At 64.0% G+C, this 14,102-nt stretch carries 10 protein-coding genes; 5 read left to right on the forward strand and 5 right to left on the reverse strand.

The window, feature by feature from the left end; genetic code table 11:
- Positions 1 to 135: 135 nt before the first annotated feature.
- Entirely contained in the window at positions 136 to 945 is an 810-nt protein-coding gene (locus C7I55_RS19065; protein ID WP_106514595.1) for a DUF899 domain-containing protein, read from the forward strand.
- Complete coding sequence (locus C7I55_RS19070) at positions 942 to 1,214, forward strand: hypothetical protein (protein WP_233222299.1); 273 nt, start codon at positions 942 to 944, stop codon at positions 1,212 to 1,214. Before C7I55_RS19065 ends, C7I55_RS19070 begins: the two co-directional genes overlap by 4 nt.
- Before the next feature lie 71 nt (positions 1,215 to 1,285).
- Here the strand turns inward: C7I55_RS19070 and C7I55_RS19075 are convergent, their stop codons facing one another.
- The 3 genes from C7I55_RS19075 to C7I55_RS19085 all read right to left on the reverse strand — a co-directional run bounded on the left by C7I55_RS19075 (position 1,286) and on the right by C7I55_RS19085 (position 7,604).
- On the reverse strand, positions 1,286 to 3,169 hold the full coding sequence (locus C7I55_RS19075; protein WP_158266501.1) for a calcium-binding protein: 1,884 nt from the start codon (positions 3,167 to 3,169) through the stop codon (positions 1,286 to 1,288).
- A gap of 290 nt (positions 3,170 to 3,459) precedes the next feature.
- Positions 3,460 to 5,463 (reverse strand): calcium-binding protein, encoded by a 2,004-nt coding sequence (locus C7I55_RS19080; protein WP_106514597.1) that lies wholly within the window; start codon positions 5,461 to 5,463, stop codon positions 3,460 to 3,462.
- A gap of 296 nt (positions 5,464 to 5,759) precedes the next feature.
- On the reverse strand, positions 5,760 to 7,604 hold the full coding sequence (locus tag C7I55_RS19085) for a calcium-binding protein (RefSeq protein WP_106514598.1): 1,845 nt from the start codon (positions 7,602 to 7,604) through the stop codon (positions 5,760 to 5,762).
- Positions 7,605 to 7,826: 222 nt separating this feature from the next.
- On the opposite strand from C7I55_RS19085, the gene C7I55_RS19090 reads away from it, so the two are divergent.
- Positions 7,827 to 8,249 (forward strand): DUF3995 domain-containing protein, encoded by a 423-nt coding sequence (locus C7I55_RS19090; RefSeq protein WP_106514599.1) that lies wholly within the window; start codon positions 7,827 to 7,829, stop codon positions 8,247 to 8,249.
- A 17-nt stretch (positions 8,250 to 8,266) separates the two neighbouring features.
- Here the strand turns inward: C7I55_RS19090 and C7I55_RS19095 are convergent, their stop codons facing one another.
- On the reverse strand, positions 8,267 to 8,662 hold the full coding sequence (locus C7I55_RS19095; protein ID WP_408640617.1) for a MerR family transcriptional regulator: 396 nt from the start codon (positions 8,660 to 8,662) through the stop codon (positions 8,267 to 8,269).
- Positions 8,646 to 10,388, reverse strand: a complete 1,743-nt coding sequence (locus C7I55_RS19100; protein WP_106514601.1) for a long-chain-fatty-acid--CoA ligase — start codon at positions 10,386 to 10,388, stop codon at positions 8,646 to 8,648. Before C7I55_RS19100 ends, C7I55_RS19095 begins: the two co-directional genes overlap by 17 nt.
- Before the next feature lie 138 nt (positions 10,389 to 10,526).
- On the opposite strand from C7I55_RS19100, the gene C7I55_RS19105 reads away from it, so the two are divergent.
- Together C7I55_RS19105 and C7I55_RS19110 are read left to right on the forward strand one after the other, a co-directional pair.
- Positions 10,527 to 11,663 (forward strand): thiolase family protein, encoded by a 1,137-nt coding sequence (locus C7I55_RS19105; RefSeq protein WP_106514602.1) that lies wholly within the window; start codon positions 10,527 to 10,529, stop codon positions 11,661 to 11,663.
- Positions 11,660 to 13,987, forward strand: a complete 2,328-nt coding sequence (locus C7I55_RS19110; protein WP_106514603.1) for a 3-hydroxyacyl-CoA dehydrogenase/enoyl-CoA hydratase family protein — start codon at positions 11,660 to 11,662, stop codon at positions 13,985 to 13,987. The genes C7I55_RS19105 and C7I55_RS19110 overlap by 4 nt, the downstream gene beginning before the upstream one ends.
- The last annotated feature ends 115 nt before the right edge of the window (positions 13,988 to 14,102 follow it).

The following is a 14,102-nucleotide window of genomic DNA, read 5'->3' on the forward strand; positions in this document are numbered from 1 at the left end:
AAATCCCGCCATAGTTGTTACTCACGGCTACCGGCCTTCCCGGCACAAGGTCTTCTCGCAACGAGGCGAGAAGCCGGCGTCACTGCATTCGCTTTGAGCGGTCATGCAACAATGCGCCCAGCGAAGGAGCAAGAGATGAATTCAGGCCCCCAAGAAGAAACGGCGCCGCAGCCGCCGATGGAGAAGCCGCCGATCGTGTCGGCCGAGGCCTGGCAGGCGGCCCGGGCGGATCTGCTGGTCAAGGAAAAGGCGATCACCCGCGCCCGCGACGCGCTCGCGGCGGAGCGGCGGCGGATGCCGTGGATGAAGGTGCGCAACGACTATCGCTTCGAGGGTCCCGCGGGAGAGGCGAGCCTGCTCGACCTGTTCGGCGGCCGCCGCCAGTTGATCGTCTACCGCGCTTTCTTCGAACCGGGCGTGTTCGGCTGGCCCGATCATGCCTGCCGCGGCTGCTCGATGGTGGCGGACCAGGTCGCCCACGTCGCCCATCTCAATGCCCGCGACACCAGCCTGGTCTTCGTCTCCCGTGCGCCGCAGGCCGACATCGCCCGGCTTGAGCAGCGGATGCGATGGGACATCCCCTGGTTCACGATCACAGACGATTTCGATGCCGATTTCGAGGTCGGCGAGTGGCACGGCACCAACGTCTTCTACCGCGACGGCGAGGACGTGTTCCGCACCTATTTCCTCAACAATCGCGGCGACGAGCAGATGGGCGGTACCTGGAACTATCTCGATATCACCCCGCTCGGCCGCCAGGAGGTTTGGGAGGATTCGCCGCCGGGCTATCCGCAGACGCCGACCTACAAATGGTGGAACTGGCACGACAGCTATGTGCCCGACGCAGCGCCCGACAAGATTTGGGTGGAAATATCCGAGGCGGGTGAGAAGGCGTTCCGCGCGCAAGCGGCGGGCGAGGGACCGCAATCGGGCACGGGAGCATGAGCGCGGCCGGTTCCAGCGGAACCGGCGACGCGGCGGATGTCCGGCGGTCGATCGGAGCGAAGGCGGCGACATGGCTCGCCTTCGCAGCCTCGCCGACCTTCGCGGTCATGGCGTTGCTCAGCTCTGGCGGCACCCAGGCCGCCGCGATGCTGTGCGACGCCGGGCATGCGGCCCCGCTTGGCGGAATGCCGCTGATGTACCTGCTGATGAGTGCCTTCCATGCCGGTCCATGGTTGAAGCGCGTCGGCACGGGACGGGACAATTCCTGATCGCTGCGCAAGACGTGGCCCGGGCGGGCGAGGTGCAAGCCTCACCCGCCGGGTGCCGCAACCACGTCCGCTCAAATGAAGATGTCGACACTCGTGTCGATCGGCAAGCGGGGATGTGCGAACTCGATCACATAATCCTGCACGGCTGTGTACGATCCATCGCCATCGCCATCGATGACGACAAAGGTGCGGCCGGCAAAATCGCCGCTGTTTGGCGTGAACAGAACGGCCGAGTGGTTCTCGAGCGAGGTGTTGACCGCCCTACGGAGATCGCCCCCGAACGTTGCCGTGCTGAGTGCACCGGTGGTCAGATTGCCGGACCATCCGCTGACCTCAAACGGGAGGTCGATCTTGTCGCCAAAAACCCAGTACGAGAAATCTTCGATGGTGTCGAAGCGTGTGGTCGTCGACTCCGCGGCCGACGTGTAGAAGAATGTGGTGCCCGGCCCGTTGCCGGTCAGGAAATCAGCGCCGAGTCCTCCGAAAAGCACATCATTGCCACCCGCGCCATAAAGCTTGTCATCGCCATTCCCGCCGGAAAGCCGATCGTCGCTCATGCTACCGTAGACGGTGTCGGCACCGAACCCGCCAACAACTTCGTAGCTGCCAAGAGGATACCGTTCCGCCCGCCCGTCGAAGGTTAGCGACTCGGTTCGCACGAGATCGCTTGCATCGACGATCATCCGTTCCCCGGGGTCGACGTTGCCGTCGGCCATGGTCAGGTGGTAATCCCAGGGCACGCCCGTCCGACCGCCGATCAGGAGGAGGCGCTCGATCCCGCTGAGCTGATCTCCGCCGAACGTGAAATCATAAGAGCCGGCGAGTTGCAGCGTGTCGAACCCCGTCCCGCCGAGCACGCTGTCTCCAACGGACCATTCCGCGCCGAACGCGAACAGATCGTCCCCGCCGCGTCCTTCCGCTCGATCCTCGCCGCCCTGCTGAACCTGGAATATATCCGCCGCCTCTGTTCCGAACAGTCGCTCGTTGCCGGCCTCACCGACGAGATCGAGGTCGGGCGCGACATCGATCGTGAAGCTGTCCTGATCGATGAGCACGCCGCCGATCCCGGTCGCGCCAAGGTCGCTGGTCGTGACGGTCACTGTATCTTGACCCGAATAGCCCGGGTCGGAGCGATAGGCGAGACCGTCAAGCGCGGTGTTGATCGCCGCGATGGTCCCGCGAAAGGTCATCGTCGCATCCGCCGTTCCGTCGCCGCTGGAAAAGCTCAATCCGGCTGCGCTTGCGAACGTCATGCTGCCGTGGAGAGCGGCGATCGTCACTTCCAGAATTCCCTGTTCTTCAAGGTAATCGGGCATGTCGGGGTCTCGGACGACCAGCTGGTTCTGGTTGGCAGTCGTAAAGACAAGGTCGGTGCTGCTCGCGACAAATTGCGGCCCGGGCACGACATTGGTTGGCGCATCGTTGACTTGCGTCATGTTGATCGGGGCTATGCCGACACTCACATTGGGGGAGGGGCCGGTTGCGTCCCCGAACACGATCGCATCACTGGTCTGAGTCGGCGATGGATTGAGCCGATATTCCATCCGAAAGGATCGAATGACGTCATTGACCAGCGCAGACGTCGCGATCGTTCCCTCACTCGTGAAGTCGATGGACTGATCATAGCTCGACGGGTCATGGCTGTTGTAACCGATCCGATAGCGCGCAAAGGCTAGGCCATCGTGCTTCAGGAAATAGAAATCTTCGACGGGGCTTTTCTCGATCGTGAAGCTGCTGCCGGCCACAAAGCTGTGGACGTCATATTCGTGCGAGAGCACGAACAGCCATGCCCCCTGGTAGTTGCCGAGTCCCCCGTTCAGAACATCCAGATCGACGTCGGAAATGCGCGCGTTGGCGAACGTCGCAACCGCCGGACCATTTTCGACCATGTCGACGGGATCCAGGCCGGACCAAACCGGCGGGGTGTTCACTGCGGCTGCAGCCGGTGCGTTCACTGCGGCTCTTTCGTTCTTGTCCATCGCGGCGGTGGTGGTTGAAACTCCAGCGGCTCTGAATGGTACCGTGTCGGAACTTGCGAGCGTAACCGAGCGCCCAACGCCCTCGTCGCTTTGCATAGGTAGAATGTCGACAGCGCTTGGAGCGCTGGCGTGAGAAGGCGAGGCGGACTTGGTCGCCTTGGAAGCATACATGAGTGGCACTCCTGCTAAGTATGGCGAACGTGTGTCGTGCTGGGGACATCTAGCAAGAGACCGTGGAGCGCAGCGCTCCACCGTCTCTCGTCAGCTCAGATAAAGAAGTTCACGGGCTCCAGTGGACCTGTAGGCTGGGCGAACTCGATCACATAGTCTTGCACGGGCGTGTATCCGGCCGCTCCGTCGCCATCGATCAGCAAGAAGGTCCGGCCGGCCAAGTCACCGCTGTCCGGCGTGAAGATTGCTGCACTATGATTGCCACTGAAATAAAGATCGCTGCGGAACGTGGCGACGCTGAGCGAGCCGCTGTTGACGGTGTAGAGCTGCGTTACTTCGAAGGGCAGGTCGATGCGGTCTTCGGTGACGTCGAAGCCGGTAATCGTGTCGAACCGGATCGTGGTCGACTCCGCGGCCGAGTTGAAACGGAAGACATCGGCACCCGCGCCGCCGTCGAGAATGTCGGCGCCTAGGCCCCCCACCAGAATGTCCTCGCCGTCGCCGCCGATGAGTTGATCGACACCATGTTCGCCTGAAAGTACATCATCGCCGCGCCCCCCCGAGATGACATCGGCTCCGAAACCGCCGAACACCTGGTAGGAGCCGTCCGTTTCGGACGTGCCGTCGAAGATCAGGGATTCGGTTCTCACGAGATTCCTGCCGTCGACCACCAAGCGATCGCCGGCAGCGACATTCCCATCTGCCATATCAAGGGTGTAGCCGAAGGCGATTCCCGTTGGACCACCGATGAGAAGCAGGCGTTCGATGTCGGTGATCTGGTTCTCGCCGAAAGCGATCTCGTATTGGCCGGTGAGTTGAAGCGTGTCCTGACCCGCGCCGCCGTCGACCCTGTCTGCGGCTCCCCACCGGTTGCCGAAGACGAAGACATCGCCGCCGCCGCCGCCGGACGCGAGATCGTCGCCGCCATGCTGAAGCAGGAACCTCTCGGGATTGCCGGTTCCGGTCAGAATGTCGTCACCGGCGGTGCCGACGCGTTCGTTCGTTGGATCAAGCGTGATTGCGATGGACCTCTGATCCGTCAGGGCGCCGCCCGTTCCGCTGCCGCCAAGGTCGTTGGCGCTCACCGTCAGTACATCCTCGCCGCGATAGTCCAGGGCACCTCGATAGAGCAGGCCATCGAGGGCTGCGTTGATCGCGTCGGTTGTGCCCTGGAACGTCATCGTCGTATCGCTGGCGCCATCGCCATCGATGAAGCTCAGGCCGGCACTTGTCGCAAGCGTCAAGCTGCCATGTGCAGCGCTGAGGGTGACCTGCAGCGTCGCGGCTTCCGGATCCGATACGGTAACAGCGTTGCCGTTGGAGGCAGAGAAGACGAGATCTTGCGCTTTGCCCGCGAACTGAGTCGGAGACACGCTGACGGTCGGCGAGTCGTTGACCGCGGTGATACTGTTGGAGAGCGACTGGAAATCGTACCCGTAACCCATCCCGTTACGCGAGATTAGAACGATATCTGCCACTGCTTGTGCCGGCGGAGTGTCGCTCGTGTTTCGGTAGTGGACGGCCTGAAGTACCTCATCAGCCAAAGCCGAAGTTGCTATCGTCTGAAGGCTTGTGAACTTAATGCTCATTGCAGGAAACTTGGTGCCCGGCACATCTACAAGCGGTGTTGTGTCAATGAAGGCGAAAACCTTTCCATCGTATTTCAAGTTGAAAATGTTTTCGGAAGATCCAGCTTCTACTGTCAGATGTTGGTTGCCCTTGATCGTAAAATCGTCATATTTCGTCCAAGCACGAATCTGGATGATATATCCGCGGAAATCGCCACGCCCGTCGTTCAACAGGTCGCCTTCAGCTGAGATCGTGACCCCTGGAAACAACGCGACCGGGATCCCTTCGATCAGGTCCACGGGTCCGATCCCGTTCAAAGCCACTGGATCTGAGCCAACGCCGCTCATCGTGGTGCCGCGGTCGCCGGTGCCCATGGCATCGTCCGTTTGACTGCCGTCACTTCGGCTCGGCACGGCAAGGCTCGGCTTTGCTCTCGCATATTCCTGCGGCAAGATGTGGGGGGAAACCGTGTCGTTTGATTCGCCCTTGACGTTCCGGTGCAGCAAGGCATTGATTTTCGACACATACATCCAAGTTACTCCGGCTAAAGGAGCTCAAGTACACGTGAGCCTTCTAGGCGTTAACCATGATGCATGGGCCGCAGCAAGTGACGAGAATGCACTCGGTGATTGAGGCAGGCGTGATCCTCGCCTGATTGTGCAAAATGCGGTAACCGCCAGCCTGCATGTTTCATTCTGCGGGACGGCTATGCTTTCCGCGATACCGATTATGGCAAAATTATTACAAGGGACTAGGAGCTTCCCGCGGATCCACGAAGCAAGCTGGCAATTCCGCGTGATCTCATTGGGTATTCGGCATCTTATCGTCAGATGAAGATCGGCGACGACATTTCGAGTGCGTAGACGGGCTGTGCGAACTCGATCACGTAATCCTGAACCGCCTGATAGGTTCCGTTCCCGTCGCCGTCGATCACTACGAAAGTGCGGCCGGCATAGTCGCCGCTGTCAGGGGTGAACAGGACAGCCGAATGCCCTTCCAGCGCGGCGTTGACCGCTTTGCCGAGGTCGCTGCCGAAGCTTGCCGTGCGGAGCGCACCGGAGGCGATCTCGCCGGTCCATCCGCGCACCGTGAACGGCAGGTCGACTCGATCGAAGAAGCGGTCGAAGCCCTGGATCGTGTCGAATTTGGAGGCGGTGGATTCGGCTGCAGAGGCATAGACGAAGACGTTGAGACCGTTGCCGGCGTTCAGCAGATCGGCACCCATGCCACCGGTCAGGCGGTCGTTGCCGCGCAGGCCGACGAGGGTGTCTGCGCCATTGCCGCCGATCAGGATGTCGTCCTGACCGCCGCCGGTAAGGCTGTCGGCGCCGTATCCGCCGAGGATCTCGTAGGCGCCGTCCCGCTCGGCGCTACCGTCGAAGGTGAGCGTCTCGGTTCCGACCAGATCCCGTCCATCCACCCGCAGCTGCGCGCCGGCGGCAACATTGCCGTCGCCCATCTGGAGCCAGTAATCGAAGGCGGTGCCCGTCGGGCCGCCGATCAGCAACAGTTGTTCGATCCCGCCGATCTGGGTCTCGCCGAAGCGCAGCTGGTAGTCTCCGGTGAGCTGAAGCGTGTCGGTCCCGGAGCCGCCCTCGACGCTGTCGCCGGCGCTCCATTGATCGCCGAAGATGAAGAGGTCGTCGCCGCCGCGGCCGACGCCGTGATCGTTCCCGCCCTGCTGGAACAGGAAGCGATCCGCTTCCTCACCGCCACCGAAATCGTTGTCGCCGGCGTCCCCGACGAGATCGCCCTTGGGGCGTAGGGTGATCGCGACCACGTCCTTGTCGGTCAGCGTTCCGCCGAGGCCGCTTCCGCCGAGATCGCTGCTCCGCACATAGAGACCGGCCTGGCCACGATAACCGGGCGTGCCGTGAAAGACGAGGCCATCAAGCGCGGCGTTGATTGCGTTGGCGCTGCCGCGGAATGTCATCAGGGTATCATCGACGCCGTCACCACTCAGCAGGGTCAGCCCGTTGGTCCCGGCAAGGGTGAGGGTGCCGTGCGAGGCGCCGATCGTGACCTCGAGCGTCGTCGCCTCGGGATCGGAGACGAACACGGCGTTCCCGTTGGAGACGGAGAAGACGAGATCCGAACTTTCCGGGATCATCTGCGAGAGCGGGACAGTGTTCACGGGATCGTCGTTGATTGCGGTGATCTCGATCGGAATCGTGCCGGCTGCGACCTGGCCGCCGGGAGAATTGTCGCCGAACGCCACAGTCACAGAGGTGCGCGCGGCGGGCGAGTCGCTGCCGTTGCGGTACCGGACCGCCTGCATCACCTCGTTGACCAGCGCCGAAGTTGCCGTGACGCCGGCGACACTGCTCGGATAGAAGTCTATCTCGATCTCGCCGTTGCGAACCGAATAGCTGGCGAAGGCGCGCCCGTCGGCAAGCAACACCGGTCCGTTGATCGAGAAATTCGGGCCCGCAACGAGGCTGAACTGGTCGACAGTGTCGAGCGTATCGCCCTGCACCAGAAGGAAGGTGCCGCCATAATCCCCAAGACCGTCATTCTTCGGGTCCAGATCCACGTCCGACACGGCGACTCCCGAGAGGATCGCCACGTCAGTCTGCTCAATCGCGCCGACCAGACGAAGGCCGAAGAGCACGGGCGCACTCCCGGCGGTCGCGACGTCGCTGTGGAGGGTGGTGGCGTTGAAAGCATACATCGGGAATCACTCCGCTTGCGGCAGCCCTCCGCATTGGGTTCAAAGGAATAATCCTCCGCCTCCACGGCGGCAAGCCGCGAAGGTGCCGCGACGCTGATTCCGCAGGTTTCGGCGATGCTCCGCAGCAACGAGATGGGGGACCGCACCTTTATAGGCGATAGCTGCGGAATATCCAGGTTCTTCGATTGATGGCGGCAGGCGAGGCCGGCACAGGCTCCCCGCATGACGCTTGTCCTCGCTTTGGCAATCATCGCGTTCGCCGCCGGCTTCCATGCGCATTGGGCGGTTGGGGGAACGCTTGGATATTCCGTTTCGCTTCCGCAGAGCGCGGATGGCACGCCGGTGATGGCGCACCGGTTGCCCTGGTGGCGACCGGCCGCTGGCGGCGTGACGCTCTGCCTGCTCGCTTTGGCATTGCTGCTGCTCGCCGAAGCCGGACACCTGCGGCTGCCGCTCCCGCCCGAGTTCGTCGGGTCGGCATTGCTCGTGATCGGCATTGCGTTCGTCTGCCGCGCGTTGGTCCCGAACGTCTATGTCGGCTTCTTCAAGACAATGCGCAGCACGCGCTGGGCTCGCTATGACACGCGGCTCTACAGTCCGCTTTTCCTGCTCCTGGGTTTGCTGATCCTGTGGCAGGCGTTCTGACCCCCTTCACCAGTCCGCTAACTCTTCTCCGTACCCTTTACCCGCGCCAGTGCCTCGCGTTCGATCGTCGCCAGTTCCTTGACCGTCTGCTCGAGCGCCGCTTTCTGCGCTTCCAGCTCCTCGATGCGCTCGCGGCAGCGGCCCGCCAGCGCCCGCATCTGCTCGAGATGCTGCGGATCGGCATCGTAGAGATCGAGGAATTCCTGGATGTCGCGCAGCGAGAAGCCGAGACGCTTGCCGCGCAGGATGAGCTGCATGCGCGCCGTCTCGCGCTTCGAATAGATGCGCTGGGTGCCGACCCGGCGCGGCTCGATGAGGCCGCGATCCTCGTAGAAGCGCAGGGTCCGGGTGGTGATGCCGAGGCTGTCGGCGACCTCCTGGATCCCCTGCAGCTGTTCAGCCGCCTCGCTCAATCGCAACCTCCCCGTCTCCCCCATGCGTCGCTCCCGTCCCTGCTCCATTCGCCGGATCCGCTGCCGCCGACTTTGCAGCCTTCGCCCGTTCCTCCTCGACCAGCTCCTTCTTGGACAGCTTGCCGATCAGCGTCTTGGGCAAGGTCTCGCGGATCTCGATCTCGCGCGGAAGCTCGATCTTGCTGACCTTGTCGGACAGGAAGGTGCGCAGCGCTTCCGGAGTCGCGCTCTCGCCGGCGACAAGGGTGACGAACGCCTTGGGGGCCTGGCCGCGATAGGGATCATCGACTCCGATCACCACCGCCTCGGCGACGGCGGGATGCTCGTACAGGGCTTCTTCGATCACGCGCGGATAGACATTGTAGCCGCCGGCAATGATCACGTCCTTGATCCGGTCGACGATGAACAGATAGCCTTCGTCGTCGAGATAGCCGACGTCGCCGGTGCGCAGCGCGCCGTTCGAGAACACCTCCCGGGTGGCGTCGGGCCGGTTCCAGTAGCCCGACATGACCTGCGGCCCGCGCGCGCATATCTCGCCGATCTGCCCCACCTCGAGCAGCCGCTCGGGATTGTCGCGGTCGTGGATCTCGATCGTGGTGCCGGGGAAGGGAAGGCCGGCCGACCCCGTCTTGTTGACGCCGTCGATGATCGGATTGCAGGTTATGATCGGCGAGCTTTCCGACAGGCCATAGCCTTCGACGACCTTGGCGCCGGTCGCCCGCTCGAACGCCTGGCGGACTTCGCTCGGCAGCGGCGCGCCGCCGGAAATGCAGGCGTGGATCGAGGACATGTCGACCGTCTCCTTGGCGGCCGCACCGGCGATCGCGTTGAAGATCGTCGGCACCGCCGGAAAGAAGGTCGGCCGCCGCCGCTTGATCGTGTCGAGTACCTGGCGGAGCTCGAACCGCGGCAGGAGGATCATCTCGGCGCCGTTGCGCACCGCATTGGTGAGCACGGTGGTCAGCGCGAACACGTGGAAGAGGGGAAGGACGCCGAGGACGCGATCCTGCTCGGTGCGCTGCGCGCCGCCTGTGTGCAGGTAGCAAGCGTCGGCATTGGCGACGAGATTGGCGTGGCTGAGCATCGCCGCCTTGGGCTCGCCGGTGGTGCCGCCGGTATATTGGAGCACGGCGACCGCGTCCGGTTCGACCGAGACCGGCTGCGGGGCGGAGGCGCCCGCGACGAGATCGGCGAAGCGCATCTGGCGCGGCTCGGCCGGGATCGTGGCGATGTCGCGGCGCTTGAGCAGGCGGTAGGCGACCGATTTCACGCCGGGCAGAGCCCCGGCGACCGGGCAGGTGATGACATGGCGGAGGCCGAGTTCGGCGGCGACGTGGGACACGCGGGCGTGAATGTCGGGGATGTCGCAGGTGGCGATGATGTCGGCGCCCGAATCGACCAGCAGGTGGCGCAGCTCTCGTTCGACGTAGAGCGGGTTGACGTTGACGACGGTGCCGCCGGCCTTGAGCGTCGCGAAGAACAGCACCGGATAATAAGTGATGTTGGGCAGGCACAAGGCGACCCGGCTGCCGGGCTTCACGCCCAAGACCTGAAGGCCCGCAGCGGCCCTGTCGATCATGCCGGCGAGTTCGCCGTAGGTGGTGATCCGGCCCAGAAAATCGATGGCGGGACGCGCGCCGAAACGGCTCGCCGTCTCCGCGAACATCTCGGTCAGCAGCCGCGGCGTGAAATTCAGCTCGACACCCCTGGCCTCAGCGATCTGCATTCAACGCCTCTCCAAAAAAACGTGCGCCTCCCGGTTGTCCACCGCATCGGAGCGCCTTATTAGCCCTTGACGTATGCGTCAGGTAACGCACCTTAACGTGAGGCCGCAAGGCCAAACCAGGCAGAAGATGAGGAATCGATGACCACAGTCGTGATCGCAGGCTACGCCCGCTCGCCTTTCCACCTCGCCGGCAAGGGCGAACTCGCCCGCGTCCGTCCCGACGATCTCGCCGCCCAGACGATCCGCGGGCTCATCGAAAAGACCAAGGTCGATCCTGCCAAGATCGAGGACATCATCCTCGGCTGCGCCTTTCCCGAAGGCGAGCAGGGCCTCAACGTTGCCCGCATGATCGGGCTGCTCGCCGATCTGCCGCTGTCGGTCGGCGGCATGACCGTGAACCGCTTCTGCGGATCATCGATGAGCGCGATCCACATCGCGGCCGGACAGATCCAGATCGGCGCCGGCGATGCGTTCATCTGTGCCGGCCTCGAATCGATGAGCCGGGTGCCGATGGGCGGCTACAACCCGCTTCCCAACCCGGCCCTCGCGAAGAAGAGCGCCGGCGCCTATATGGGCATGGGCGAGACTGCCGAGAACGTCGCCCGCAAATACCAGATCACCCGCGCCGAGCAGGAAAGCTTCGCGGTGAAGAGCCACAGGAAGGCCGCCGCGGCGCGTGACGCCGGCAGGCTTTCCGATGAGATCGTGCCGATCCAGACCAAGACGGGCGTGGTCAGCCAGGATGGTGGCATCCGCGCCGACACCAGCGAAGAAGTGCTCGCCGGCCTGAAGCCCGCCTTCAGCCAGGATGGATCGGTTACCGCCGGCACGTCCTCGCCGCTGACCGACGGCGCGTCGGCGGTGCTGGTTACCTCGGAGGAATTCGCGCAGGCCAACGGCCTCAAGATCCTCGCGCGCATCAAGTCGATCGGCGTTTCCGGCTGCGAGCCGGAGACGATGGGTCTCGGCCCGATCGGCGCGTCCTTGAAGGCACTGGAGCGCGCCGGGCTCAAGGGCGACGATCTCGACGTGGTCGAGATCAACGAGGCGTTCGCATCGCAGGCGATCGCCTGCATCCGCGATCTCGGCCTCAAGGAAGAGACGATCAATCTCGACGGCGGCGGCATCTCGATCGGCCACCCGCTCGGCGCCACCGGCGCCCGCATCGTCGGCAAGGCCGCGGCCCTGCTGGAGCGCGAGGGCGGCAAATATGCGCTGGCCACCCAGTGTATCGGCGGCGGCCAGGGCATCGCCACCGTGCTGGAGCGTGCATGATGGAGCCGATCAAGAAAGTCTGCGTGATCGGTGCCGGCGTTATGGGTGCCGGAATCGCCGCCCAGGTGGCGAATGCGGGCGTGCCGGTGCTGCTGCTCGACATCGTGCCCAAGGAGGGGGCGGATCGTGACTCGGTCGCGAAGGGCGCGGTCGCCAAGATGCTCAAGGCCGAGCCGGCGCCGTTCATGTCGAAATCGGCGGCGAAGCTGGTCGAGACCGGCAATATCGACGACCATCTCGGCCGCGTCGCCGAGTGCGATTGGATCGTCGAGGCGATTGTCGAGCGGCTCGACATCAAGCAGTCGCTGTACGCCAAGCTCGAGCAGCTCAAGCGTCCTGGCACGGCAGTGTCGTCCAACACGTCGACGATCCCGCTCGGCCACCTTGTCGAAGGACGCTCGGACCAGTTCAAGCGCGACTTCCTGATCACCCACTTCTTCAATCCGCCCCGCTACATGCGGCTGATCGAGATCGTCCGCGGTGCCGACACCGATCCTGGCGTGGCTGGGAAGGTCGAGGATTTCGTCGACCGGATGATGGGCAAGCGCATCGTTCGCGCCAAGGACACGCCGGGCTTCATCGCCAACCGCATTGGCACCTACTGGCTCGCGGTCGCGATCAACGCCGCGATGGACCAGGGCCTGACCGTCGAGGAAGCCGACCAGGTCGGTGGCCGGCCGATGGGCGTCCCCAAGACCGGCATCTTCGGCCTGGTCGATCTCGTCGGCGTCGATCTCATGCCGCTGCTGTCGAAGAGCCTCGCGTCGACGCTTCCGGCAGGCGACGCCTATTTCGACACGATCCGACCGATGCCGCTGGTCGACAAGATGATCGCGGAAGGTTTCACCGGTCGCAAGGGCAAGGGCGGCTTCTATCGTCTCGACAAGAAGCCGGACGGCACGCGTGCCAAGCTCAGCCTCGATCTCGCCACCGGCGAATATCGTCCGGAGCGCAAGCCGGAGCGGCTGCCGGGCGCGGCCGAGAAGGATCTTGCCGCCCTCGTCTCGCTGCCCGGCAAGTCCGGCACCTATGCCTGGACGATCCTCGGCAACGTGCTTTCCTATGCGGCCTCGCTGGTCGGCGAGGCGGCGGACGACGTCGTCGGCATCGATGATGCGATGAAGCTCGGCTACAATTGGAAGTTCGGCCCGTTCGAGCTGATCGACCGCATGGGGCCGGGCAAGCTCGCCGCGCGCCTTCAGGCGGAGGGACGCACGGTTCCGCCGATCCTCGCCAGGGCCGGCGGCCGGCCCTTCTATCGAATAGAAAACGGCGTGCGCCAGTATCTCGCCGCCGACGGCGAGTATCGCGACGTCGTCCGGCCGGAAGGCGTGCTGCTGCTCGAGGACGTCAAGCTGCGCAGCGAGCCGTTGCTCAGGAACGGCTCGGCGGCTTTGTGGGACATCGGCGACGGGATCGTCTGCCTGGAATTCACCGGCAAGATGAACGCGCTCGACGAAGAGGTGATGAAGATCGTCCAGAAGGCGATCCCGCTGGTCAAGGCGCAGTACAAGGGATTGGTCGTCTACAACGAGGGCTCGAACTTCTCGGCCGGCGCCAATCTCGGTCTCGCCATGTTCGCGCTCAACATCGCCGCGTGGAGCGAGATCGAGAAGCTCGTCTCGGCCGGGCAGCAGGCCTACAAAGCGCTCAAATATGCGCCGTTCCCGGTGGTCTCGGCGCCGGCCGGGATGGCGCTCGGCGGCGGCTGCGAGATCCTGCTCCATTCCGATGCGGTCCAGGCCCATGCCGAAAGCTATGTCGGCCTGGTCGAATGCGGTGTCGGCCTCGTCCCGGGATGGGGCGGCCATGGCGAACTGATCGATCGCATGGTGAAGTCCCCGGCAATGCCGAAGGGCCCGATGCCGGCGGTGGTCAAGGCCTTCGAGACGATCTCGACCGCCTCGGTGTCGAAGTCGGCGGCGCAGGCCAGGGAAATGATGTTCCTGCGTCCCACCGACGGCATCACGATGAACCGCGACCGCCTGCTCGCCGACGCCAAGGCCAGGGCCCTCGCGCTGGTCGAGGGCTATGCGCCTCCGGAGAAGCCGACCTTCCGTCTGCCCGGCGAAAGCGGCCGGGTGGCGATCGGCAATGCCGTGCGCGACTTCCACAAGAAGGGTGTGGCCACCGATTACGACACCGTGGTGGCCGGGCGCCTCGCCAACGTGCTGACCGGCGGCGACGCCGATCTGGTCGACACGGTGACCGAGGACCAGCTGCTCAAGCTCGAGCGCGAAGCGTTCATGGCCAGCGTCAAGGATCGCCGCACCCAGGCCCGGGTCGAGCACATGCTCGAAACCGGCAAGCCGCTGCGCAATTGACCCGTGCATTGGCCGCAAACCGTTCGGGCTGAGCCTGTCGAAGCCCTCCCTTTCTTCCGCGGGAGAAGAAGGAAGGGGCTTCGACGAGCTCAGCCCGAACGGAGCTAAGAGTTTC

It is taken from the genome of Allosphingosinicella deserti (assembly GCF_003012735.1).
GTDB classification, from domain to species: domain Bacteria; phylum Pseudomonadota; class Alphaproteobacteria; order Sphingomonadales; family Sphingomonadaceae; genus Allosphingosinicella; species Allosphingosinicella deserti.